The sequence below is a fragment of the Roseomonas gilardii subsp. gilardii genome (assembly GCF_023078375.1).
GTDB classification, from domain to species: domain Bacteria; phylum Pseudomonadota; class Alphaproteobacteria; order Acetobacterales; family Acetobacteraceae; genus Roseomonas; species Roseomonas gilardii.
Genome location: NZ_CP095554.1, coordinates 2,469,940 through 2,492,131, shown reverse-complemented (window position 1 = coordinate 2,492,131; position 22,192 = coordinate 2,469,940). Strand labels below are relative to the sequence as shown.

Sequence of the window (22,192 nt, the reverse complement as noted above, 5' to 3'; positions counted from 1 at the left end):
CCTTGGCGGGCGTGTCACTCACTCGACGCCTCCTTCGCGCCTTCCAGGGCGGCATTCAGCGTGTGCCAGGCGAGGGTCGCGCATTTCACGCGGCTCGGATACTCCGCGACCCCGCCCAGAACCTGGAGACGCTCCATCTCCTCGGCAAGGCCGGCGCCACAATCCGGGCAGGTGCCTGTCATCGCCAGTTCGCGGAACTTCGCGCCCAGCTCCTGCGCCTCGGCGGCGCTCTTGCCGCGCACCGTCTCCGTCATCAGGGAGGCGCTGGCCATGGAGATGGCGCAGCCCTTGCCCTGGAAGGCCGCATCGGCGATGTGGCCCTCGCCGTCCAGCTTCACCCAGAGCTCCATGCGATCGCCGCAGAGCGGGTTGTCGCCGCGCGCGTGGCGGTCGGCATCCTCCAGCCGGCGGAAGTTCCGCGGCTTGCGGCCGTGGTCCAGGATGACCTCCTGGTAGAGATCGCGAAGATCGTCGAACATCAGCGCACTCCCAGGCCCTGTCCGGGACGGGCCATTCCGATGGCCGCCCCGGCGCCGGACCTCACGCGAAGAACTCCCGGGCCTTGGTCACGGCCTCGGCGAGATAGTCCACTTCCTCATGCGTCGTGTAGAGGCCGAAGGAGGCCCGGCAGGTGCTTTCCACCCCGAAGCGGGTGTGCAGCGGCTCCGCGCAATGCCGGCCGGAGCGCACGCAGATCCCCGCCCGGTCCAGCAGCGTCGCGACGTCATGCGAATGGGCGTTGTCGATGGAAAAGGCGAAGACGCCGCCCCGGTCCTGCGCCCGGCCCAGCAGGGTCACGCCCTCGATATTCCCCAGGCGCTTCATCGCATGGTCCACCAGGGAACGCTCATGCGCCTCGATCGCCTCCATGCCGATCGCCTCGACATAGTCGATGGCGGCGTGCAGCCCGATCGCCTCGATGATCGGCGGCGTGCCGGCCTCGAAGCGCAGCGGCGGCTCGGCGAAGAGGGTCCGCTCCAGCGTCACCTCGGTGATCATGTCGCCGCCGCCCAGGAAGGGCGGCATCCGCTCCAGCACCTCCATCCGGCCATAGAGGATGCCCAGCCCGGTCGGGCCATAGAGCTTGTGCGCGGTGAAGACGTAGAAGTCGCAGCCCAGCGCCTGCACATCCACCTTGCGGTGGACCGCGCCCTGGCTGCCGTCGAACATCACCCGCGCCCCATGGGCATGGGCGAGGTCCACGATCCGCCGGGCCGGCACCACCGTGCCCAGCACGTTGGACATATGGGCGATGGAGACCAGCCCGACCTTCCCGTCGGCGAGCTTCGCCTCCAGCTCCGCCATGTCCAGCTCGCCCGCATCGGTGACGCGGCAGATGCGCAGCTCCACCCCATGCGCGTCCCGCAGCATGTGCCAGGGGACGAGGTTGGCGTGGTGCTCCATCTCGCTCACCAGCACCGCCTGCCCCGGCTTCAGCACGCCACGCCCGAAGGAATGCGCGACGAGGTTGATCGCCTGGGTGGAGCCGGTGCCGGTCAGCACGATCTCGCGCTCGTCGGCGGCGTTCAGGAAGCGCGCCGCGGCGCGGCGGGCGGCCTCGTAGGATTCGGTCGCCTGCTCGCTGAGGTGATAGGCGCCGCGATGCACATTGGCATAGGCGGTCTCCATCATCTCCTTCATCGCGTCGATCACGGCGCGCGGCTTCTGGGCCGAGGCACCGCTGTCGAGAAAGACCAGCGGCTTGCCGCGATGCGTCGTGGAGAGGATCGGGAAGTCCTTCCGGACCCGCGCCACGTCGAAAGCCGGAGGGGCCGAACCGTCCATGGCCGTTACGCCGCCTCCCCTTCGCCCGGCGTGCCGATGCCGTGGCGCGCCCACCAGATGGCGATCGCCTCCTCCAGCGCGCCCTTCGCCGTCTCGGAGGAGACGATCTCGATCGCTTCCTCCAGGAAGGCACGCACCAGCATCGCCCGCGCCGCATCGGCCGGGATGCCGCGGGAGCGCATGTAGAAGAGCTGCTCCTCGTCCAGCGCGCCGACCGTGGCGCCGTGGGAGCACTTCACGTCGTCGGCATAGATCTCGAGCTGCGGCTTGCTGTCCATCTCCGCGTTCTCGGAGAGCAGCAGCGCCTGGTTCATCTGGTAGCCGTCGGTCTTCTGCGCCGCCTGCCGCACCAGGATCTTGCCCTGGAACACGCCGCGCGCGCGCCCGGCCAGCACGGTCTTCACCGTCTGGCGGCTGGGGCAGTCCGGCGCCGCATGGTCGATGGCGGTGGTGATGTCCGCCACCTGCCCGTCGGCCGCGAGCTGCGCGCCGTTCAGATGCGCCTCCGCCCTGGGCCCATCGAGGCGCAGCCGGATCTCGGACCGCGCCACGCGCCCACCGGCATTCAGCGCGAAGCCGTCATAGACCCCCCGCGCCGCCACATGGACGTTGATATGGGCGAGGTGGAAGGCACCCTCCGGCTCCCGCTGCGCCCGCACATGCACGATGCGGGCCTCCTCGGCCACGGCGATGTCGAAGACCGGGTTGTGGAGGTGCTGGCTGCCCTCCGGCCCCGTCGCCGTTTCCAGCAGCATCAGCGAGGCGCCGCGCGCCAGGCGGATGACGTGGCGCGGGTGATAGGCCATGGCCACCGGCCCGGTCGCCACGGTCAGCAGCTCCAGCTCGCCGCCCTCCGTACCTTCCGGCAGGTCCAGGAACAGCCCGTCCTCGAAGAGCATGGCGTTCAGCGCCTCGGCCGGGCGCAGCGCATCCACCTCGCCCAGCAGCCCGGCAGCGGCCACCAGATGCTCGCTCAGCGGGCCGGCATGGGGCGGCAGTTCCGACAGTTCCGGCTGGAAACGCCCGTCCAGGAAGACGGCGCGGTATTCGCAGCGCTTCGCCGGCAGGGCGGGGCCGCTTTCCACCGAGAGCAGCGGCTCGCGGAACTCCGCCCGGCTGATCGCCGTGATGTCCGTGTAGCGCCAGGCTTCGACGCGGCGCGTCGGCAGGCCGGTGCTGCGCAGGATCTCCGCCGCCGCCTCGCGCAGCGCGTGGATGGCGGGGATGTTGCGGCCCGGCAGGCGGTCCTTCAGCCCCTCGTAGCGGGCGAGGAAGCTGGTGCCACCCGGGGTGTTGGCAGGCAGGGCGGTCACGCGGCCTCCTCGATCACCGTGGCATAGCCCTCGGCTTCCAGGCGATGCGCGAGTTCCGGCCCGCCGGAGGCGATGATCCGGCCATTGGCCAGAACATGCACGCGGTCGGGCACGATGTAGTCCAGCAGGCGCTGGTAGTGGGTGATCACCAGCGCCGAGAAATCCGGCCCGCGCTGGGCGTTCACGCCCTCGGCCACGATCTTCAGCGCGTCGATGTCCAGGCCGGAATCCGTCTCGTCGAGGATGGCGAGCTTCGGCTGCAGCAGGGCCATCTGCAGCACCTCGTTGCGCTTCTTCTCGCCGCCGGAGAAGCCGACATTGACGCCGCGCTTCAGCATGTCCTCGGGCATGGACAGCTTCTTCATGCGGTCGCGCGCCAGCTTCAGGAACTGCATCGCGTCCAGCTCGCTCTCGCCGCGCGAGCGGCGGAGCGCGTTCAGGGCGGTGCGCAGGAAGTTGGCATTGCCCACGCCCGGCAGCTCCACCGGATACTGGAAGGCCAGGAACAGCCCCGCCGCCGCGCGCTCCTCGGGCTCCATCTCCAGGATGTCCTGCCCGTCGAAACTGGCCGTGCCGCCGGTCACCTCATAGCCCTCGCGCCCCGAGAGCACGTAGGAGAGGGTGGACTTGCCCGAACCGTTCGGGCCCATGATGGCATGCACCTCGCCGGCCGGCACTTCCAGGTCGATCCCGCGCAGGATCTCCTTGCCGTCGATCTCGGCCCGCAGCCCTTCAATCTTCAACATCGCTCTTATCCCATCCGGCGCCGGCGCGGCACACGCAGGTGCGCCACGGCCGGGCCTGTTCCTCTCACGCCCGAAGGGGCCAATTCCCTAGCCGACCGAGCCTTCGAGGCTGATCGCCAGCAGCTTCTGCGCCTCGACGGCGAATTCCATCGGCAGCTCCTTCAGCACCTCGCGGCAGAAGCCGTTCACGATGAGGCCCACGGCCTCCTCCTGGTTCAGCCCGCGCTGGCGGCAGTAGAAGAGCTGGTCCTCGGCGATGCGCGAGGTCGTCGCCTCGTGCTCCACCTTGGCCGAGATGCAGCGGTTCTCGATATACGGCACCGTATGCGCGCCGCACTGGTCGCCGATCAGCAGGCTGTCGCACTGCGTGAAGTTGCGGGCGTTCTTCGCCTTCGGGCTGATCTTCACCAGGCCGCGATAGGTGTTCTGCCCCTGCCCCGCGCTGATGCCCTTGGACACGATGGTGGACTTCGTGTTGGCGCCCAGATGGATCATCTTGGTGCCGGTATCGGCCTGCTGCCAGTTGTTGGTGATGGCGACCGAATAGAACTCGCCCACGCTCTCGTCGCCCTGCAGGATGCAGGAGGGGTACTTCCAGGTGATGGCCGAGCCCGTCTCCACCTGCGTCCAGCTCACCTTGGAGCGCCTGCCGCGGCAGGCGGCGCGCTTGGTGACGAAGTTGTAGATGCCGCCCTTGCCGTTCTCGTCGCCCGGGTACCAGTTCTGCACCGTGGAGTACTTGATGGTGGCGTCGTCATGCGCCACCAGCTCCACCACCGCGGCATGAAGCTGGTTCTCGTCGCGCTGCGGCGCGGTGCAGCCTTCCAGATAGGAGACCGTCGCGCCTTCGTCGGCGATGATCAGGGTCCGTTCGAACTGCCCCGTGCTCTTGGCATTGATGCGGAAATAGGTGGACAGGTCCATCGGGCAGCGCACGCCCTTGGGGATGTAGACGAAGGACCCGTCGGTGAAGACCGCCGAGTTCAATGCCGCGAAGAAATTGTCCCCCGCCGGCACCACCGTTCCCAGATACTGCCGCACCAGCTCCGGATGCTCGCGCACCGCCTCGGAGATGGAGCAGAAGATGATCCCGTCCTTCTCCAGCCGCTCCTTGTAGGTCGTGGCCACGGAAACGCTGTCGAAGACCGCGTCCACCGCCACCGGCACGCGCTCTCCATCCCGTTCCGCATCGGCGGGCATCTCGCCCGCGCCCTCGACGCCGGCCAGGATCGCCTGCTCCTTCAGCGGGATGCCCAGCTTGGCATAGGTCTTCAGCAGCTCGGGATCGACCTCATCCAGCGACTTCGGCGCGGCCTTCTGCTTCGGCGCGGCGTAGTAGTAGGCGTCCTGGTAGTCGATCGGCGGATACTTCACCGCCGGCCAGCGCGGCTCCTCCATCTTCTTCCAGGCGGCGAAGGCCTTGAGGCGCCATTCGAGCAGCCATTCCGGCTCCCCTTTCTTGGCGGAGATGAAGCGGACGATATCCTCGTTCAGCCCCTTGGGGGCCATGTCCATCTCGATATCCGTCTCGAAGCCCCACTTGTAGGTCGAGTGGGTGACGGACTGGACAGCGTCGATCGTCTCGGAGACGGCGGGCATCTCGTTGTCCTTGCTCTTTCGGCTATTGCGCGGCGGCGGGCACCGGCAAAGCGGCGCGGCCATGCGATTGACAGGGATTGGCCGTCAGGTCGGCCAGGGAAACGGAGGCCAGCGCATCCCGGATCGCGTCGTTCACCGGGTTCCAGCGTCCGCGCACGGGGCAGAGCGCCTCGGCCTCGCAACTGTTGACGGAACCGTCGACGCAGGCCGTGAGCGCGATCGGCCCGTCCATGGCGACCACCACCTCGGCCAGCGAAATGCGTGACAACGGCCGTGCCAGACGGTACCCACCGCGGGAGCCGCGCACGCCCTCCACGAGGGAGGCATGGCCCAGGGTCTTGAGCACCTTGGACACGGTGGGCTCGCCCAGGCCGGTGCCGGCGGCCAGTTCCGGTGCCGTGCGCAGCCCTCCCTCCTGGCCGAGGCGGGCCAGGACGGCGATGGCGTAGTCCGTCAGTTTCGACAACCGCAGCACGGCAGGACCTCCGGCAGGGAGCTGAATACTGGACCTCTGGGGTCCGGTATGGCCCAGATGCGAGCCGGGGCACAGTTTGTCAAGCACTCGCAATGGTTTGAGCGACGTTCGCAACTGCGGCCACCAGTCCCGGCACCCCACCCTTTCCCAACCCTGGCCACCGGTGCGAAGCTGCCGTGATGAGCGTCCAGGACAAGACAAAGACCTCGCCGCGGGATGCCGCGCGCCCCGGAGCCAGGGCCGTCGCCAGCGCCCCCGCCCATGCCGCCTCGCTGATCCTCTGGCGCCAGACCCAGGGCCAGACCCGGGGCGGCGGCGTGGAGGTTCTGATGGGCCTGCGCAGCGCCGCCCACCGCTTCATGCCCGGCGTCCTGGTCTTTCCCGGCGGCCGCGTCGATGCCGCCGACCGCCGCACGCCCGTGCTCACCCCCTCGCCGAACCCACCCGCCGCGCGCTCGAACGCCGCGCCCCGCCCCGCCTGGCCCAGGCCCTGGCCGTGGCCGCCGCGCGGGAGCTGCGGGAGGAAACCGGCCTCCTGCTGGGGGACCTCGCGCCCGATGGCACGCTGCGGCCGGACCTCGCGCCGCTCCGCTATCTCTGCCGCGCCGTCACCCCGCCCACCATGCCGATCCGCTTCAACGCCCGCTTCCTGCTCGCCCCCGCCGAGGCGGTGCGGGGCGAGCTGGCCGGGTCCGGCGAACTGGAGGCGCTGGCCTGGGTGCCGCTGGAGGGCACGCCGCCCGCCCGCCTCGCCCCCATCACCGCCTGCGTGCTGAGGGAGTTCCGCGCCCTGCTCGCCCTGCCACCCGAGGCGTGGGACGAGCGCGCGCTGATCCGCTTCGCCGGGTTCGACAACCGGTTTCCGGAACGGGGCGAGCGCAAACGGTGACAGCGGCGGAATAGGATTTTATTCTTGCAACCTTGACGGGTATTCGGTAACCTTTCCGTGAGAGAGATGGAGAGCCGGAATGCCGGCGATCACGGAGAAGGAACTGCGCGCCGCCATGCGCGACCCGCGCTACACCCAGACAGGCCATCCGGAGAGCGGCGCCTTCCGCGCCTGGGTCGGCGAGGGCTGGCGCCAGCTCGTCGCCGCCAACGAGGCAGGACGGGGCGACGGGCAGCGCAGCCAGGTGCGGGTCCGCCCCTACCAGCGCCAGCGCAACGGCCATGCGGAACAGGTCAGCGGCTACACCCAGTCCCGCGCCTCCGGCCGGGGCGAGGCGGCCCATGCCCCCAGCCCCGCCAACGATCCGGGACCGGCAGCACCCGCCAACGGCAACCAGCCGGAAAAGCGGGTGGTGATCTTCGTGGGTGGGGCGGGCGACAAGTGGTTGTCGGGGATTGTCGAAATATACGGCGCGGATTTTGCCACGAGAAATCCCGGCATACAGGAGAAATACTACGCGCACGACCAAGCCGACGACATCCAGCGCTACATCGAAAACCTCCCGCCCGGAACCAAGGTGTCCGTGGTCGGCCATAGCTGGGGCGGCAACACGGCGATCCAGGTCGTGGGCAGGCTGGCGCAGGAAAACAGGTCGGTCGATACGCTGGTGACCATCGACCCGGTCGGCAGCTTCCGGGACGCCGCCTTCCTGGCCTGGGCGCGGAAGGGTGCCGGTCACTGGATGAACGTGAACGCGGCCGGTGGCGGGCCGCTCGATTTCTCCAACATGGTGGCCGTCATCGGCGGCGCCTATAACGAGCGCCCGCGCGGTTACGCGGATGTGCATCTGAACGCGAATGCCTCGCATGGCAGCTTCGATACCATGATGGAGGCACGCGACGGCAACGGGCTGTCGGCGGAGGACGCGGCACTCGGCCGCTGGCCCGCCACCGGGGCGAGGCGGTAGGCCGCCATGATCGCCCGCACGCTCCGCCTCGCCGCCGCGCTCCTCCCTCTCACCCTGCCCGGCTGCGCCGTGTGGAGCTTCATGCTCGGCTCCCCGCGCATCCACGACCTGCGCTTCGAGAGCATCGAGGTGACGGATCTCAGGGACCATCCGGAATTCTGGTCCGCATCCGATAGGCTGCCTTCGCAGCCTATGCCCACATTGCTTGTGCGCTTCTCCACCGCGCACGACCTGGCGCGGGTCTTTGCCAATGGCGGCCACTCGGTCGGGACCGCCATATCGCTCTGCACGGAAGGCCGGTTCGACGGGGATCGGCTGCTCACGGGCAGCCGCTCCGTTCACACCGTGGCGGGAAGCGTCATGACGGCAGGTCTGGACCCGGCGCCGCTGCCCCGGCGGGCCGATGGCCGCATCGTTTACAGCTTCTTCCCCGACATCGTGTCGCAGGCCGGGAAGTACAGAACCGGCGACATCCCTGACCCGGAATATGTCAGCCGCGACCTGCGCCACGACCCGGCCGACCTCTGCTTCCGCCTTCGCGGCGGCACGATGGCGTTCACCTCCTACACCTCCAACACCGCCATCATCCCCGCCGATGCCCTGCGCGCCGCCTTCGCCCGCGCCACGCCCCCGGCCCAGCCATGATCGCCCGCACGCTCCGCCTCGCCGCCGCGCTCCTCCCTCTCACCCTGCCCGGATGTGCCGTCTGGAGCTTCATGCTCAGCTCCCCGCGCATCCACGACCTGCGCTTCGAAGGCGTCGAGGTCACGGACCTGCTGGACCATCCGGAATCCTGGCTGTCGCCGGACCGCCCACCCTCGCAGCCTATTCCCACATTGCTTGTGCGCTTCTCCACCGCGCACGACCTGGCGCGGGTCCACGCCAATGGCGGCCACACCATCTGGGCCGCCATATCGCTCTGCACCGACGCCCGGTTCGACGGGGATCGGCTGCTCACGGGCGGTTCCTCCGTTCACACCGCGGCGGGAAGCGTCATGATGGCAGGTCTGGACCCGGCGCCGCTGCCCCGGCGGGCCGATGGCCGCATCGTCTACAGCTTCTTCCCCGACATCGTGTCGCAGGCCGGGAAGTACAGAACCGGCGACATCCCTGACCCGGAATATGTCAGCCGCGACCTGCGCCACGACCCGGCCGATCTCTGCTTCCGCCTGCGGGGCGGCACGATGGCGTTCACCTCCTACACCTCCAGCACCGCCATCATCCCCGCCGATGCCCTGCGCGCCGCCTTCGCCCGCGACACGCCCCCGGCCATACTCCCAGCCGCACCGGGAACCACACCGTGATCCGCTCCGGCCCCCACCCGGCCCTTCCGCCCCACCCCGCTGCCGGCCCGGCTGGCCTCCCGCGCCGGATGCCCTATGGTGCGGCCACGATCCCCCGCCGGCCGGCCCGCCATCCCGGGCGCGGGGCATTTGTCCGAAACCGTCCTCAGCGGGAAAACTGAACGCCATGGAAACACGCGCCGCGGTGGCCTGGGCCGCCGGACAGCCCCTGACCATCGAGACCGTCCGGCTGGACGGCCCGAAGCCGGGCGAGGTGCTGGTGGAGATCATGGCCACCGGCGTCTGCCACACCGACGCCTACACCCTCTCCGGCGCGGATTCGGAGGGCAAGTTTCCCGCCATCCTGGGGCATGAGGGCGCGGGCATCGTGCGCGAGGTGGGCGCCGGCGTGACCAGCGTGACGGTGGGCGACCACGTCATCCCGCTCTACACGCCGGAATGCCGCAACTGTAAGTCCTGCCTCAGCCGGCGCACCAACCTCTGCACCGCCATCCGCGGCACGCAGGGCCAGGGCGTGATGCCCGACGGCACCAGCCGCTTCCACTGCGAGCCGGCGGGCGGCGCACCGGTGAGGAGCCAGGCGACGGGCGACACGGTCTTCCACTACATGGGCTGCTCGACCTTCTCGAACTTCACCGTGCTGCCGGAGATCGCGGTGGCCAAGGTCCGGGAGGACGCGCCCTTCGACAAGATCTGCTATATCGGCTGCGGCGTCACCACCGGCATCGGCGCGGTGATCAACACCGCCAAGGTCTGGCCGGGCGCGAATGTCGTGGTCTTCGGCCTGGGCGGCATCGGGCTGAACGTCATCCAGGGCGCGCGCATGGTCGGCGCCGACAAGATCGTGGGCGTGGACATCAACCCCGCCAAACTCGCCATGGCGCGGAAGTTCGGCATGACCGACTTCATCAACCCGACCGAGCTGGGCAACGACAAGGTCGTGCAGGCCATCCTCGACGTCACGGGCGGCGGGGCGGACTTCTCCTTCGACTGCACGGGCAATGTGAACGTGATGCGCCAGGCCCTGGAATGCTGCCATCGCGGCTGGGGGGAGAGCATCGTGATCGGCGTGGCCGAGGCGGGCAAGGAGATCAGCACCCGTCCCTTCCAGCTCGTCACCGGCCGCGTCTGGAAGGGCTCGGCCTTCGGCGGCGCGCGTGGCCGCACCGACGTGCCGAAGATCGTGGACTGGTACATGGAGGGGAAGATCAACATCGACGACCTGATCACCCACACCATGCCGCTGGACCAGATCAACCACGCCTTCGACCTGATGCACGAGGGCAAGTCGATCCGCAGCGTCATCACCTTCTGATGGAGGTCCTGTCCCGCGCCCGGAGCTTCGGCGGCACGCAGTTCGTGTGCCGCCACGACAGCACGGCGACCGGCACGCCGATGCGCTTCGGCCTCTACCTTCCGCCCCAGGCGGAGGCGGGGGCGAAGCTTCCCGTCCTCTGGTTCCTCTCGGGCCTGACCTGCACCGAGGCCAATTTCACCGAGAAGGCCGGTGCCCAGCGCCTCGCCGCCGAACTCGGACTGATCCTGGTCGCGCCCGACACCTCCCCCGAGGGGAAGGCGTGGCCGACGACCCGGCCTATGACCTGGGCCAGGGCGCGGGCTTCTGGCTCGATGCCACGCAGGCCCCCTGGGCGCCGCATTTTCGCATGGAAAGCTGGCTGGTCGGCGAGTTGCCGGACATCGTCTCGGCGGCATTCCCGGCCGACCTGTCGCGGCAGTCGGTCACCGGCCACTCCATGGGCGGCCATGGGGCACTGACCCTGGCGCTGCGGCACCCCGCCCGCTTCCGCTCGGTGTCCGCCTTCGCGCCGATCGTGTCGCCGATGCGCTGCCCCTGGGGCGAGAAGGCCCTCACCGCCTATCTTGGCCCGGACCGCGCCCCGAACCGGCCCCTCTGGCGCGGCCACGACGCCACGGCCCTGATCGAGGATGGCGGCCGCCTGCCGGAACTTCTGGTGGACCAGGGCACGGCGGACCCGTTCCTGGAGAACCAGCTCAAGCCGGAACTGCTGCGCGAGGCTTGCGCCAAGGCGGGCATCCCGCTGACGCTGCGGATGCAGGAGGGCTACGACCACTCCTACTTCTTCATCGGCAGCTTCATGGCCGACCATCTCCGCTGGCATGCGGCGCGCCTCGGCGCGGGATGATGCGGACCTAGCTGCCGTCCGGCGTCTGGACTCTCCAGACGTCGTGAACGCCGCGCGTCGATGTGATGCCCTGGAGGCGTTCCGGATACCGCGTCAGGATGTCGCGGGCGAACTCACGGGCCTGCGCATCGCCGGTGCCCGAGGGCGCGGAGAACTCGACGATCCCGTGCTGTCCGTCGATGGAGGCGTCGAAACTCCATCTGTCCCGGCCCGGCTTGTCCTCCATCGGACGATGGACACCCGCGTAGATCTCGATCGCCATGGTGATATCCGGCCGTTGTTGAAACTGGATTCGTAACGACCATAGGCCGGTTGCGGCGGACATCATACGGATATCCGCCGCGGGCGCGGCGGCACATCGTGGCCCCGCATGGCTGTCCGGCCGCAATCCGGCGCCGCCGCTGTGGCCATCCCCGGTCCGGCACGCGATAATCGCTCCCTTCCGACGCCGCCCGCGCATGAGGTCCTATGAGCGCCGCCCTTTCCGATGCCGTGAACGACCTGAACGAGACACTGCCCGACCGCGTCCGCAGCCTGGGCAGCAGCCAGATCGCCGAGGTGGCCGACCTCGCCCGCGAGGACCCCGCCGTCATCAAGCTCTGGATCGGCGAGGGCGACCTCCCCACCCCGGATTTCGTGACCGAGGCGGTGGTGCAGGCGCTGCGCGAGGGCCATACCCGCTACACCTATTCCCTCGGCCTGCCCCGGCTGCGCCAGGCGCTCTCCGACTACCACCGCCGCCACTGGGGGGTGGAGGTCGCGCCCTCGCGCTTCTCCGTGACCTCAGGCGGCATGAACGCGGTGATGCAGGCCTTCCAGGCGGTGCTGGAGCCGGGCGACGAGGTCATCCACCCCTCCCCCGCCTGGCCGAACCTGCTGGAGGCGGCGCGCATCTGCGGCGGCGTGCCCGTGCCGGTCGCCTATCGCCGCAAGGCCGATGGCGGCTTCACCCTGTCGCTGGAGGACCTCTTCGCGGCGGTGACGGAGCGCACGAAGGTCATCGTCATCAACTCGCCCTCCAACCCCACGGGCTGGGTGATGCCGCGCGCGGATATGGAAAGGCTGCTGGCCTTCGTCCGGGAGCGGAAGATCTGGATTCTCTCCGACGAGGTGTACAACCACTTCACCTACGGCAATGCCATCGCGCCCTCCTTCCTGGAGATCGCGCGGCCCGACGACCGGCTGCTGGTGACCAACACCTTCAGCAAGAACTGGGCGATGACCGGCTGGCGCGCCGGCTGGGTGGTCTATCCGGAGGGGCTCGACGCCACCTTCGCCAAGCTGAACCAGTACAACACCACCTCGATCCCCACCTTCGTGCAGCACGCGGCGATCGTGGCGCTGGAACAGGGCGACGGCTTCATCCGCAAGATGGTCGGCCGCTGCGCCGAAAGCCGCCAGATCTTCGTGGACGGCCTGTCCCGCCTGCCCGGCGTGACGCTGAGCGTGCCGGAGGGGGCCTTCTACCTGTTCTTCTCGGTGGAGGGGGAGAAGAGCGCCCTCGACCTCGCCAAGCGGGTGCTGCGGGAGGCCAAGGTGGGCGTGGCGCCCGGCACCGCCTTCGGCCCGGCGGGCCAGGGCTGCTTGCGCCTGTGCTTCGCCATCTCGCCCGAACTGGCGCGCGAGGCGATGGCGCGGCTGGAGGGGTTCTTCAGCCGCCGCTGAGGCACCGGAGCCGGCCGGAAGGCGTCAGCCCGGGCCGGGCACGGGTTGGAGAGGGCGTGACCGCGAGGCCACGCCCCGCCCCGCGAAGCGGGAAAGGAGGCGCTCAGTCCTCCTCGTATTCCTCGTCCTCGTCATCCTCGACCAGCGGCACGAGGAACATGATGACCGGGCCGTCATCCTCCTCGTCCTCCTCGTCCTCTTCCTCCAGTTCCACCTGGCGGAACTCGGCGATCTCCTCCTCGGTGGCGGGGCGCCAGTTCAGCGCGGCCTCGCCGTCCCAGAGGGGGCCGTCCTCGCCCTCCAGGTCCAGAAGATCGTCGCGGAATTCCTTGCCCTCGAAGATCTCGCGGGCTTCGTCTTCCCCCGCATCGGTGATGGCAACCGGCTTGCCGCCGATCTCAAGCGTGAACATGGCTGGTTCCTTGCCTCCGGCAGCGCCTTGCCGCTTCCGGTAGTTTCGATCGGGCCGCGGCGATTCCAAGGGGAGCCGCCGCGATCTGTCCCGGCAAGCGGAGCGGGGCTTGCGCCCCCCGCTCTAGCCGCAGGCGCCGCCGCGGGAAATGGCGACGGCACCGATTCGCCGGAATGTCACCGGCTCCCTTCCCGGCGGCAAGTCCTTTCCTGCCGCCGGCCAGTCACCCGGGCGAGGCACGGAAGCCGTCTTCCTCCCGCCGCGCCCGCCCTTCCGCCGACAGCTTCAGCAGATGGGCGAGCAGGCTGCGCGCCGCGCCGCCCACGAGGCGCGGGTCCAGGGCCGGCCCATAGACCGGCGGGACCAGATCCTCGGCCCGAACCACACCCTCCGCCGCGCGCAGCGCCGCCAGCACCTTCGCCTCGCGGGCCTCCCGGTGGCGGGCCAGGGCGGCGAGAAAGGAGGCGGGCCGGGGCAGGACGGGGCCGTGGCCGGGCAGCATCAGCCGGTCGTCCCGCCCCGCGATCCGGGCCAGGGAGCGCATGTAGTCCGCCATGTCGCCATCGGGCGGGGAGACGACGCTGGTGGACCAGGACATGGCGAGGTCGCCGCTGAAGAGCAGCCCCTCCCCCTCCGTCACGAAGCAGAGATGGTTGGCGCAATGCCCCGGCGTGTGCAGGGCGCGCAGGCGCCAGCCCTCGCCCTCCACCGCCTCGCCATCGGCCAGCAGGACATCCGGGCGGAAGCCATGATCCGCCCCCATCCCCCCGGCCTCCGGCGGGGTGGGATGCGCGCCCCAGGCCAGCACCGGCGCGCCGGTCGCGGCGGCCAGGGCGGGGGCGCCGCCCGAATGGTCCAGATGCGTGTGCGAGACCAGGATGCGGGCGATCCGCTCGCCCCGCGTGGCGCGCAGGATGGCCTCGCGATGCGCCGTGTCCTCCGGCCCCGGGTCGAGCAGCGTGACCTCGCCCCGCCCGATCAGCCAGGTGTTGGTGCCGCGGAAGGTGAGCGGACCGGGATTGCCGCAGAGGAGGCGCCGGACGGGCGGAAGCCCGGCCGATGCATCGCCGGCCACCTCCTCCCGCGCCTCGCCGGGCGGCAGGCCGTCGCCGGTGAGGAAGGGGATGCTCATTCGCCCGCCACCGCCGGGCGGGGCTTGGTGCGGGGCTGGGCCACCGGCTCGGGCCGCGCACGGCCCGGCAGGATGGCGAGGCCCGCCCCCACGATGAGAAGCGCGCCCAGGATCATCACCAGCGACGGCGCGTCGCCGAAGACGGTCCAGCCGATGATCGTCGCCCAGATCAGCCCGCAATAGGTATAGGGGCCGAGCGCCGAGACCTGGGCGGAAGCGAAGGCCTCCGTCTGCAGCACCTGTGCCAGCCCGCCCAGCGTGCCGAGCAGGATCAGCAGGCCGAACTGCCCCCATGTCGGCGTCACCCAGACGAAGGGCAGTGCGCAGGTCATGATCGCCGTCATCAGGATGGCCTGCCAGAGCGTGATGGTGGAGCTGCTCTCGGTGGCGGAGAGCTGGCGGATCTGCAGCGTCGTGAGGGCGGAGATCAGCCCCTGCGTCACCGCCGCGGCATAGGCCCAGCCCGGCGCGCTGCCGCCGCCCAGCCCGCCCTGGCCCAGCGCGACGGTCATCACGCCCAGGAAGCCCACCAGCACCGCCATCCAGCGCCGGCGGTCGGGTTGCTCCCCCAGGAAGGGGATGGCCAGGATGGTGATGAAGAGCGGCTGCGTGTAGCCCAGCACCTGCTGCTCCGCGAGCGGCAGCGCGCTCACCGCCAGGAAGGACAGGCTCATCGCCATCAGCCCGGTGCTGGCCCGGATCACATGCCCACCGAAGCGCCGCGTGCGCAGCGTGATCGTGCCGCGCGAGGCGATCAGCAGCACCATCGGCAGGGAGAAGAGGTTGCGGAAGAACATCAGCTCGGGAACCGGGATGGTGGTCCCGAGCTGCTTCACCAGGGCGTTCATCAACTGCCAGATCAGCCCGGCCGAGACGATCAGCAGGGCGCCACGCCGCAGGTCGTGCCTCATGCCGCCGTCCTCGCCGTCAGGCGCGCCGGCGCGGTGGCGCCCTCGGCTTCCCCTTTGGCCTCCCCTTGGCGCTTCTCGCGGGCCCGGATGCGTTCCCGGTGCAGGTTGTACAGGCCGGCACAGACCACCACGCCGGCACCGGCGAAGGTGGTCCAGGCGGGCATGTCGCCCCAGATGAGGAAGCCCAGGGCGGTGCCCCAGATGATGGGCGAGTATTCCAGCGGCGCCAGTGTCGCGACCGGCGCGATCGCGTAGCCCCGGGCCAGCAGGTAATGCGCCAGCCCGTGCCCCAGGCCGCACATCGCCACCAGCACGAGGGCGAAGAGGGAGGGCCATTCCTCCGGCAGCGGGAAGAAGGGCAGCATCAGCAGCCCCGCCGGCAACTGCGCGAACATCAGCCAGAAGGTGATGGTGGTCGGCTTGTCGGTGCGGGCCAGGATGCGGGTCCAGATGCGCGTCATCGCCAGCATCGCGACCGCCACCAGGATCAGCACGGTGTTCAGCCCCCAGAGGGCGCCGCCCGGCTGGAACATGAACAGCACGCCGAGGAAACCGATGCCCGTGCTGGTCCAGCGCCGCCAGCCCACCGTCTCCCCCAGCATGGGGATGGCGAGCAGGGTCAGCATCAGCGGCGCGGTGGCGGCCACCGCATAGGTGTCGCCCAGGGCGAGGCCATGCCGCCAGGCGACGTAGTAGAGGGCTGTGGCCGCGACGTTCAGCAGGCCCCGCCAGAAGATCAGCCGCCCGTTCGTGGGCCAGACCCGCCCCAGCCCGCCCGGCCGGTGGACCCCGGCCATGAGCCCCACGGCGAGCGTGCCGAACAGGCCGCGCCAGAGCATCGCCCCGGCAGTGCCGAGTTCCGGCAGGGCCCATTTCATCGAGGCATCCGACAGGGAGAAGACGAGGTAGCTCAGGGCGACGAAGCCGATCCCCCGAACGGCATCATCGACGAGCTTCGGCGCAATGGCCTCGGTGCTGGACACGATTCGCTCCCCGTTCCCGGCACGTCCGGCCGGTGTCTTCCGTCAGGGTTGTCATTTGTAGGACGAGTTCGTGCCGCGAGGCATGTGCGGGAGACGCTGATCTGCCCCGCGAATCGCCGAAAAGAGTCGCACTGTGTCCTGGCGCACCTTGCCATGCCGCTCCATGCGGCGGTGCAGCACGCACCTGCCCGGGATCGAGGCAGCGCGCCTGGCCTTCCTCAGTTGTCCCGGACATAGAGACGGTAGCCCTCGATCTCCCCTTCCTGGTGATAGTGCCGCCAGGTCGCGGCGAAGAGCGGGTGGCGGGAGAAGTATTCCGCGAAGTCGAACTCCCGGCCGCACCAGGGGATGCCCGGATTGCGGTCGATCAGCACCGCGGCCGGGGGCGCCTTGGCGAAATCCTCCGCCACGGTGCGGTAGACGAAGAACTCCGCCCGGCTCATCTCCCAGGGCTGGCGGTAGCGTTCGCCGTTCTCCGGGCAGGTCCGGTACACGCCCTGCAGCAGCCACATGTTCATGGTGCGCAGCGTGGACTGCACATGCGCGTAGTTCAGCGCCGGATAGACCGGGTAGATGTCCGGGCTGATGATCAGCAGCCGCTCGCCATAAGCCTGCTGCTTCAGCCAGGCGGTCAGCCGCCCGGCTTTGCTGTCCTCGAAGCCGATCTCGCGGAAAGGCGCCTCGCCGCCGCGCAGCGCGAAGAGCGCGAGCCCCGCCGTGGCCAGCAGCGCCAGCCCGGGCGCCGCCCGCCGCGCCGTGGCCAGGGGCAGGACGGAATCCGCTGCGCGGGCGGCCAGCAGCCCGGCCAGCACGCCGCCCAGCATCAGCACCGGGGCGACGTGATAGGTCCAACCCTTGTGCTGCACCCAGGCGGAGAGGAAGGCGCCGAGCGCGGCCGCCGCCAGCACCCGTGCGAGGCCGCCCGCCGTGGCGCGGAAGGAGAGCGGCACCAGCACCAGCAGCAGCGCCGCCGCGACGGCGAGGTTCGGGGTCAGCAGCACCGCCCAGGCGCTCTGCCCGCCGAGATCGAGGTAGTACTGCCAGACCAGCGGCACGACATAGCCGAGATAGGCGGGGAAGATCAGCGGGATGGCGGCGAGGTAGGCCAGCCAGACGGCGGCCATCGCCCAGGGCGCCGGGTCGCGCAGGGCACGGCGCGGCCCGCGCCGCAGCAGCACCAGCGCCTCAACCAGCAGGGGAACGGCCAGGAAATGCGGCTTCAGCGCGAAGCCCAGGGCGGCGAGCAGCGTGGTGCCGAGCCAGAGCCCGCGCCCGGTGCGCTGCCCCTCCATCCGGCGCACGGCCAGCAGGGCATAGGGCAGCGCCACCGTGCCCATCAGCACCTCCCGCTGCCCGAAGTCGTAGCCGACCACCAGCACCGCCAGCGGCAGCAGCCCCGTCAGCACCGCCGCCTCCACCGCACCCTCGGCCCGCCCTTCGCGCAGCCGCAGGCAGAGCCGGACGCTCAGCCCGGCCAGGACGAGAAGACAGAGTTGCAGCGCCTGCACCCCGTCCAGCGGAGTCCAGGCCGCGATCGCCGCCGGGATCAGGTTCAGCGAGAAGATCAGCGGCGGGTTGACGTCGATCAGGTCGATGTAGAGCCGTTCCCCGGCGAACCAGCGCTCGGAGAAATTCAGCACCGCCGCCACGTCGTGGTTCAGGGGCGGTGACAACACCATGAGCAGGAAGAGCAGGGCCGGCAGGTGTATGGCCAGGCCCAGCAGCCTCGCCCGCAGCCGCGCGGCGGCCGGAGCCTCGGCGATGGCGCCAGCCATGGTCCTGGCCATGGCTGGCATCAGAGCCTGGGCCTTGGCGGAGGCTGGCACGGGGCCCAAGGGGTGGCCCAGGGGGTGGCCCGGTGTGGCCGGGCCGGTCTGGTGTGGAGGCGGTTTCATCGTCCGGCGAGGCAGGAAGCAGGGGCGGTCACATCGGCGGGAGGATTCTGGCAGACGAATACGGCGGTGGCGAGGCGGCAGCGCCTTGTGGCGGCCGCGGCCGCGGCGAATAATCCGCCCCGTGGAGCCCGCCGAATACACGCTGATGGACGAGGCCGAGGAAGGCATGTGGTGGTACCGCGCCATCCATGCGCGGCTCGCCCATGCCCTCGCCACCCTGCCGCCCGGGGCGCGCGTGCTGGATGCCGGCTGCGGCACCGGCGGTTTCCTGCGCCGGCTGGAGGGCACGATGCCCGGGCTGCGGCGCACCGGCCTGGAATATGACGATGGCGCCGCGCGGCGGGCCGCCGCCAAGTCCGGCGCCACCGTGGCCTGCGGCGACGTCAACCGCCTGCCTTTCGCCGATGGCAGCTTCGATGCCGTGGTGTCGGTGGACGTGCTCTGCCACCGGGGCGTGACCGAAGCCCTGGCGCTGTCCGAGTTCCACCGCGTCCTGGCGCCGGGGGGCCGCCTGATCCTGAATTTGCCGGCCTTCGAATGGCTGCGCTCGGCCCATGACACGCGGGTCCACAACGCCCGCCGCTACACCGCGCCCGCCGCCCGCCGCCTGCTGGCCGGGGCGGGCTTCGGCCGCATCGAGACCCGGTACTGGAACAGCCTCCTGCTGCCGCTGATGGTGGCGCAGCGGAAGCTGCTGTCGCGGGGCGAGGATGCCCCCAGCGATGTGGCGCCCTTCCCGCCCTGGCTCGACGCCACGCTGACGGCGGTGGACCGGGCCGAGCGCCGTCTGCTCGCCGCCGGGGCGCGCTTTCCCGCCGGGGGTTCCGTGCTGGCGATGGCCGCGCGGCCCTGACCATCCGCGCTCCGGGGCGGGGTGCCATCGTGGCGCTTGCCCCGGCACCACACGCGGTGGTTGATATCACCCCACGGCCCGCATCCGATCCCTTCCGGGACACCGTGCTGCACGGGCCGCCATGGTGGGGACAGGCTTGAGATTCCTCTTTCTGGGCAGCACCTTCCGGGCGCTCGACAACCTCGCCCCGGCCATGGCGGTGCTGCGCGCCGGAGGCCATGCCTGCCGCAGCCTGCTCTACCCCTTGCCGGGCGATGCCTCGCGTGACCGATTCGCCGGCTGGGCGGAAGGCACGCACCGCATCCTGGAGCATCCCGCCGGGACCGTGGCGGAATATGCCGCCCATGCCCGCTCGCCCGGCTTTCTGGAGGAGATCGCGGCGGAGATCGAAGCCTTCCGCCCCGGCGCCCTGGTGCTGGCGGTGAACACCCTGCCCTTCGCCCGGCTCCGGGAGGATCTGCGGGGCCGCCTGCCGCGCCCGCCCCTCTGGATCGGCGTGCAGCATGGGCTGGTGCAGCGCTGGGAGGAGATGAACCGGCACGACACCTGCGACGCCTTCCTGGCCTTCGGCCCGCGCGACCTGGGCCGGCTGGCGCCCTGGCTGCGCGCCCGCGCGCGGGTGGCGGGCCTGCCGAAGCTGGACCGGCTGGCGGAGCAGCCCAGCAGCGACCGGGGCTTCCTGCTCTATGTCGCCGACGCGCGCCCCACCGCCGTGGAGGCGGTGAACCGGCTGCTGACCGAGTTGGAGGCGCGGCTGGGATGCCCCGTGCTGGTGCGCGACCATCCTGCCCGCCCCGGCCTCTACCGCCCCGAGGGCCGGTTGCCACGCGACCCGGCTTTGCAGGCGCTGGTCGATGGGGAGGACCCGATCCCCGCCCTGGCGGCCTGCTCGGCGGTGCTGACCAATTATTCCACGCTGGGGCTGGAGGCCCTGGCCCTGGGCAAGCCTCTGGTCTCGCTGCCGCTGGACGACGCCCTCGATGCCTTCGGGGGAATTCCCGGCCTGTCCGCCTCGCTGGAACCGGAGGCCGTGCTCGGGGCGCTCGGCCGGGCCCGGAAGGATGGCGAGGCGGTGGACCGGTTCCTGGAGGAGGCCGTCGGCGGCCGCGCGCCATGCCACGCCCTCCGCATGGCGCGGCTGCTGGAAAGCCTGGCGCGGGCGCACCGGCGCCGTGCCGGGAGGCCCATGCCGGCACGGCGCCCCGCCGGGCGGCTGCCCCTCCGCCTCGGCGTGCACATGGCCGCCTATCCGGAGCGGGAGCGGCTGGTGCTGCGCGGCTTCGTGCTGGCGGACCCGCCCATCACCCGGCTTCGCCTGCGTCACGGCGGGGACCTGCTCGGCGAGGCCGATGTGGCGGGCCCGCGCCCGGATCTGGCAGGTGCCTTCGAGGAGTATGGGCGCGTCGCCGCCGGCTGGCACCTGGACTGTCCGCTCCCACCGGTGCCCGGGCTGCTGGAGATCGAGCTCCTGGACGAGGAAGGGTCTCGCGGCCGCCGGACCCTGCATCCCCGGATGGCGGTCATCCCCTCCGGATGAGGAAACGTTGCACCTTTCGGACGACCTGTCGCAATTCCGGGGCCCATCGGTCATTTTTTGGCCTAAAGAGAACGCCATCATCCACCCTGGCAGCCTGCCCCCGGCCGCCATCCCAGGCCGTGCGCGGCCGGCGAGAAGGACGACCACGCCATGTTCCCCCTGCCCTCCGCACCGGCCGCACCGGCCCTGGACGGGTTCCACGGCCTCAGCATCGTCGTTCCCGTCTATCGCGGCGCGGCCACGGTCGGCCGGCTGGTGGAGGCCCTCTCCGCCCTGCGCCCCGCCGGGGGCATCGAGATCGTGCTGGTCAATGACGGCAGTCCGGACAATTCCGGCGATGTCTGCCGGCGCCTGATCGAGACCGCCACGGTGCCCGTCACCTATGTCGAGCATGCCCGGAACTTCGGCGAGCACAACGCGGTCATGAGCGGGCTGCGCCGCACCCGCGGCAGCTATGTCATCACCATGGATGACGACCTGCAGAACCCGCCGGAGGAGGTCGTCCGGCTCTACGACCATGCCCGGCTCGGCGGCTGGGACGTGGTGTACACGCGCTATGCGGAGAAGAAGCACGATGCCTGGCGCAACATCGGCTCCCGCTTCGCCAACAGGGTGGCCGACAGCCTGCTGGACAAGCCGCCCGGCCTCTACCTCTCCTCCTTCCGCTGCATGTCCGCCCTCGTGGTGGAGAACATCACCCGCTACACCGGCCCCTATCCCTATATCGATGGGCTGATCATGCAGGTGACACAGCGGATCGATTCCATCGAGGTCCGCCACCTCGCCCGCGCCGAGGGCCGTTCCAACTACACGCTGCGCCGGCTGGTCCGGCTCTGGCTGAACCTCGCCACCTCCTTCTCGGTGAAGCCGCTGCGCATGGCCGGGCTCGCCGGCATCGGCATGGGCTGCCTGGGGATGCTCGGCGCCGCCTGGGTGGTGCTGGAGACCTTCGTGCATGGCATGCCCTCCGGCTGGCCCTCGCTGATGGTGGTCACGCTGCTGATCGCGGGCGTGCAGTTCGTCATCCTGGGCGTGCTGGGCGAGTATGTCGGCCGCGCCTTCCTGTCCGCCAACGGCAAGCCGCAGGGCGTGGTGCGCGAGGAGCTGCGGGCGAGGCCGGAGATGGCGCCCCACGAGGCCGTCGCGGCGGCCGTGCAAAGGGACGGTGCCGAAGTCCGATGATGCCTTCCTGGATCGCGCTGGCCGCGGCGATCAGCACCTCGCTGTTCGGCCAGGTCCTGCTCAAGGCCGGCACGCTGGGCGAGGGCGGCTTCCTCACCCAGCTTTTCCGCTGGCAGACCATCATCGGCCTTGGTGCCTATGGCGGCGCGGCGCTGCTCTACATCGTGGCGCTGCGCAAGCTGCCGATGAGCGTGGCACTGCCCTGCACCGCCGTTTCCTATGTCGCGGTCGCGGCGATCGGGCATTTCGCCTTCGGCGAGATGCTGGGCCCGGCCAAGGTGGCGGCGCTGGGGCTGATCTGCGCCGGGGTCGCCCTGCTGGCCGTGGCCTGACATGGCCCGCCCCGCCGATGAGACCGTGCGCGGCGGGCGCGTTCTGT

The 22,192-nt window shown here is 70.5% G+C and carries 22 protein-coding genes and 1 pseudogene; 11 read left to right on the top strand and 12 right to left on the bottom strand.

The genetic code is table 11. The features are described 5' to 3' along the window. Positions 1–14: 14 nt before the first annotated feature. From sufU to MVG78_RS11280, 6 genes are all read right to left on the bottom strand, one after another. Positions 15–479 carry a Fe-S cluster assembly sulfur transfer protein SufU gene (gene sufU, locus MVG78_RS11305; protein ID WP_247551538.1) on the bottom strand — a complete coding sequence of 155 codons (465 nt, stop codon included), beginning with the start codon at positions 477–479 and terminating at the stop codon, positions 15–17. 61 nt (positions 480–540) lie between these two features. Further along, positions 541–1,785, bottom strand: coding sequence for an aminotransferase class V-fold PLP-dependent enzyme (locus MVG78_RS11300; RefSeq protein WP_247551536.1), 1,245 nt, complete (start codon positions 1,783–1,785; stop codon positions 541–543). A gap of 5 nt (positions 1,786–1,790) precedes the next feature. Continuing rightward, on the bottom strand, positions 1,791–3,098 hold the full coding sequence (gene sufD / locus MVG78_RS11295) for a Fe-S cluster assembly protein SufD (protein ID WP_247551535.1): 1,308 nt from the start codon (positions 3,096–3,098) through the stop codon (positions 1,791–1,793). Then, on the bottom strand, positions 3,095–3,844 hold the full coding sequence (gene sufC / locus MVG78_RS11290; RefSeq protein ID WP_247551533.1) for a Fe-S cluster assembly ATPase SufC: 750 nt from the start codon (positions 3,842–3,844) through the stop codon (positions 3,095–3,097). The genes sufD and sufC overlap by 4 nt, the downstream gene beginning before the upstream one ends. 87 nt (positions 3,845–3,931) lie before the next feature. Next, positions 3,932–5,443 (bottom strand): Fe-S cluster assembly protein SufB, encoded by a 1,512-nt coding sequence (gene sufB / locus MVG78_RS11285; protein ID WP_247551531.1) that lies wholly within the window; start codon positions 5,441–5,443, stop codon positions 3,932–3,934. Positions 5,444–5,465: 22 nt separating this feature from the next. After that, positions 5,466–5,918, bottom strand: a complete 453-nt coding sequence (locus MVG78_RS11280; RefSeq protein ID WP_247551529.1) for an SUF system Fe-S cluster assembly regulator — start codon at positions 5,916–5,918, stop codon at positions 5,466–5,468. Between the two features lie 496 nt (positions 5,919–6,414). On the opposite strand from MVG78_RS11280, the gene MVG78_RS11275 reads away from it, so the two are divergent. From MVG78_RS11275 to fghA, 6 genes and pseudogenes are all read left to right on the top strand, one after another. Next, a complete protein-coding gene (locus MVG78_RS11275; protein WP_247551528.1) occupies positions 6,415–6,807 on the top strand; it encodes an NUDIX hydrolase in 393 nt (130 codons plus the stop codon). Between the two features lie 79 nt (positions 6,808–6,886). Further along, positions 6,887–7,774, top strand: coding sequence for an alpha/beta fold hydrolase (locus MVG78_RS11270; protein WP_247551526.1), 888 nt, complete (start codon positions 6,887–6,889; stop codon positions 7,772–7,774). 6 nt (positions 7,775–7,780) lie between these two features. Then, positions 7,781–8,419: a hypothetical protein gene (locus MVG78_RS11265; RefSeq protein WP_247551524.1), complete on the top strand. Its 639-nt coding sequence runs from the start codon at positions 7,781–7,783 to the stop codon at positions 8,417–8,419. Then, positions 8,416–9,078, top strand: a complete 663-nt coding sequence (locus MVG78_RS11260) for a hypothetical protein (RefSeq protein ID WP_247551522.1) — start codon at positions 8,416–8,418, stop codon at positions 9,076–9,078. The genes MVG78_RS11265 and MVG78_RS11260 overlap by 4 nt, the downstream gene beginning before the upstream one ends. A gap of 166 nt (positions 9,079–9,244) precedes the next feature. Continuing rightward, positions 9,245–10,393, top strand: coding sequence for an S-(hydroxymethyl)glutathione dehydrogenase/class III alcohol dehydrogenase (locus tag MVG78_RS11255; protein ID WP_247551520.1), 1,149 nt, complete (start codon positions 9,245–9,247; stop codon positions 10,391–10,393). Next, positions 10,393–11,243: pseudogene (fghA, locus tag MVG78_RS11250) on the top strand (S-formylglutathione hydrolase). Before MVG78_RS11255 ends, fghA begins: the two are co-directional and overlap by 1 nt. Before the next feature lie 7 nt (positions 11,244–11,250). On the opposite strand, the gene MVG78_RS11245 reads toward fghA, so the two are convergent. Further along, entirely contained in the window at positions 11,251–11,505 is a 255-nt protein-coding gene (locus MVG78_RS11245; RefSeq protein WP_247551518.1) for a hypothetical protein, read from the bottom strand. A gap of 206 nt (positions 11,506–11,711) precedes the next feature. On the opposite strand from MVG78_RS11245, the gene MVG78_RS11240 reads away from it, so the two are divergent. Then, positions 11,712–12,908 carry a pyridoxal phosphate-dependent aminotransferase gene (locus MVG78_RS11240; protein WP_247551516.1) on the top strand — a complete coding sequence of 399 codons (1,197 nt, stop codon included), beginning with the start codon at positions 11,712–11,714 and terminating at the stop codon, positions 12,906–12,908. A 103-nt stretch (positions 12,909–13,011) separates the two neighbouring features. Here MVG78_RS11240 and MVG78_RS11235 read toward each other — a convergent pair whose 3' ends face one another. The 5 genes from MVG78_RS11235 to MVG78_RS11215 all read right to left on the bottom strand — a co-directional run bounded on the left by MVG78_RS11235 (position 13,012) and on the right by MVG78_RS11215 (position 18,133). Beyond that, positions 13,012–13,320 (bottom strand): hypothetical protein, encoded by a 309-nt coding sequence (locus MVG78_RS11235; RefSeq protein WP_247551514.1) that lies wholly within the window; start codon positions 13,318–13,320, stop codon positions 13,012–13,014. Between the two features lie 223 nt (positions 13,321–13,543). After that, the gene (locus tag MVG78_RS11230; protein ID WP_247551513.1) at positions 13,544–14,452 is read right to left on the bottom strand and encodes an MBL fold metallo-hydrolase; all 909 of its coding nucleotides are present in this window, start codon (positions 14,450–14,452) and stop codon (positions 13,544–13,546) included. Next, on the bottom strand, positions 14,449–15,363 hold the full coding sequence (locus MVG78_RS11225; protein WP_247551511.1) for a DMT family transporter: 915 nt from the start codon (positions 15,361–15,363) through the stop codon (positions 14,449–14,451). The genes MVG78_RS11230 and MVG78_RS11225 overlap by 4 nt, the downstream gene beginning before the upstream one ends. Then, positions 15,360–16,346 carry a DMT family transporter gene (locus MVG78_RS11220; RefSeq protein WP_247551509.1) on the bottom strand — a complete coding sequence of 329 codons (987 nt, stop codon included), beginning with the start codon at positions 16,344–16,346 and terminating at the stop codon, positions 15,360–15,362. The genes MVG78_RS11225 and MVG78_RS11220 overlap by 4 nt, the downstream gene beginning before the upstream one ends. A gap of 218 nt (positions 16,347–16,564) precedes the next feature. Beyond that, positions 16,565–18,133 carry a hypothetical protein gene (locus MVG78_RS11215; RefSeq protein ID WP_247551507.1) on the bottom strand — a complete coding sequence of 523 codons (1,569 nt, stop codon included), beginning with the start codon at positions 18,131–18,133 and terminating at the stop codon, positions 16,565–16,567. Positions 18,134–18,362: 229 nt separating this feature from the next. Between MVG78_RS11215 and MVG78_RS11210 the strand changes: the two genes are divergently transcribed. The 4 genes from MVG78_RS11210 (at position 18,363) to MVG78_RS11195 (ending at position 22,145) form a co-directional block, all read left to right on the top strand. Continuing rightward, positions 18,363–19,094: a class I SAM-dependent methyltransferase gene (locus MVG78_RS11210; protein WP_247551505.1), complete on the top strand. Its 732-nt coding sequence runs from the start codon at positions 18,363–18,365 to the stop codon at positions 19,092–19,094. A 136-nt stretch (positions 19,095–19,230) separates the two neighbouring features. Next, positions 19,231–20,631, top strand: coding sequence for a hypothetical protein (locus tag MVG78_RS11205; RefSeq protein WP_247551503.1), 1,401 nt, complete (start codon positions 19,231–19,233; stop codon positions 20,629–20,631). A 150-nt stretch (positions 20,632–20,781) separates the two neighbouring features. After that, positions 20,782–21,813: a glycosyltransferase family 2 protein gene (locus MVG78_RS11200; protein WP_247551501.1), complete on the top strand. Its 1,032-nt coding sequence runs from the start codon at positions 20,782–20,784 to the stop codon at positions 21,811–21,813. Then, positions 21,810–22,145, top strand: a complete 336-nt coding sequence (locus MVG78_RS11195; RefSeq protein ID WP_247551499.1) for a DMT family transporter — start codon at positions 21,810–21,812, stop codon at positions 22,143–22,145. Before MVG78_RS11200 ends, MVG78_RS11195 begins: the two co-directional genes overlap by 4 nt. Positions 22,146–22,192: the final 47 nt, after the last annotated feature.

Excerpts from the sequence above, each read along its gene's own strand:
- sufU (WP_247551538.1), bottom strand. The coding sequence starts at position 479 with ATGTTCGACGATCTTCGCGATCTCTACCAGGAGGTCATCCTGGACCAC.
- MVG78_RS11300 (WP_247551536.1), bottom strand. The coding sequence starts at position 1,785 with ATGGACGGTTCGGCCCCTCCGGCTTTCGACGTGGCGCGGGTCCGGAAG.
- sufC (WP_247551533.1), bottom strand. The coding sequence starts at position 3,844 with ATGTTGAAGATTGAAGGGCTGCGGGCCGAGATCGACGGCAAGGAGATC.
- sufB (WP_247551531.1), bottom strand. The coding sequence starts at position 5,443 with ATGCCCGCCGTCTCCGAGACGATCGACGCTGTCCAGTCCGTCACCCAC.
- MVG78_RS11270 (WP_247551526.1), top strand. The coding sequence starts at position 6,887 with ATGCCGGCGATCACGGAGAAGGAACTGCGCGCCGCCATGCGCGACCCG.
- MVG78_RS11265 (WP_247551524.1), top strand. The coding sequence starts at position 7,781 with ATGATCGCCCGCACGCTCCGCCTCGCCGCCGCGCTCCTCCCTCTCACC.
- MVG78_RS11260 (WP_247551522.1), top strand. The coding sequence starts at position 8,416 with ATGATCGCCCGCACGCTCCGCCTCGCCGCCGCGCTCCTCCCTCTCACC.
- MVG78_RS11255 (WP_247551520.1), top strand. The coding sequence starts at position 9,245 with ATGGAAACACGCGCCGCGGTGGCCTGGGCCGCCGGACAGCCCCTGACC.
- MVG78_RS11245 (WP_247551518.1), bottom strand. The coding sequence starts at position 11,505 with ATGGCGATCGAGATCTACGCGGGTGTCCATCGTCCGATGGAGGACAAG.
- MVG78_RS11240 (WP_247551516.1), top strand. The coding sequence starts at position 11,712 with ATGAGCGCCGCCCTTTCCGATGCCGTGAACGACCTGAACGAGACACTG.
- MVG78_RS11235 (WP_247551514.1), bottom strand. The coding sequence starts at position 13,320 with ATGTTCACGCTTGAGATCGGCGGCAAGCCGGTTGCCATCACCGATGCG.
- MVG78_RS11230 (WP_247551513.1), bottom strand. The coding sequence starts at position 14,452 with ATGAGCATCCCCTTCCTCACCGGCGACGGCCTGCCGCCCGGCGAGGCG.
- MVG78_RS11225 (WP_247551511.1), bottom strand. The coding sequence starts at position 15,363 with ATGAGGCACGACCTGCGGCGTGGCGCCCTGCTGATCGTCTCGGCCGGG.
- MVG78_RS11215 (WP_247551507.1), bottom strand. The coding sequence starts at position 18,133 with ATGGCCAGGACCATGGCTGGCGCCATCGCCGAGGCTCCGGCCGCCGCG.
- MVG78_RS11200 (WP_247551501.1), top strand. The coding sequence starts at position 20,782 with ATGTTCCCCCTGCCCTCCGCACCGGCCGCACCGGCCCTGGACGGGTTC.
- MVG78_RS11195 (WP_247551499.1), top strand. The coding sequence starts at position 21,810 with ATGATGCCTTCCTGGATCGCGCTGGCCGCGGCGATCAGCACCTCGCTG.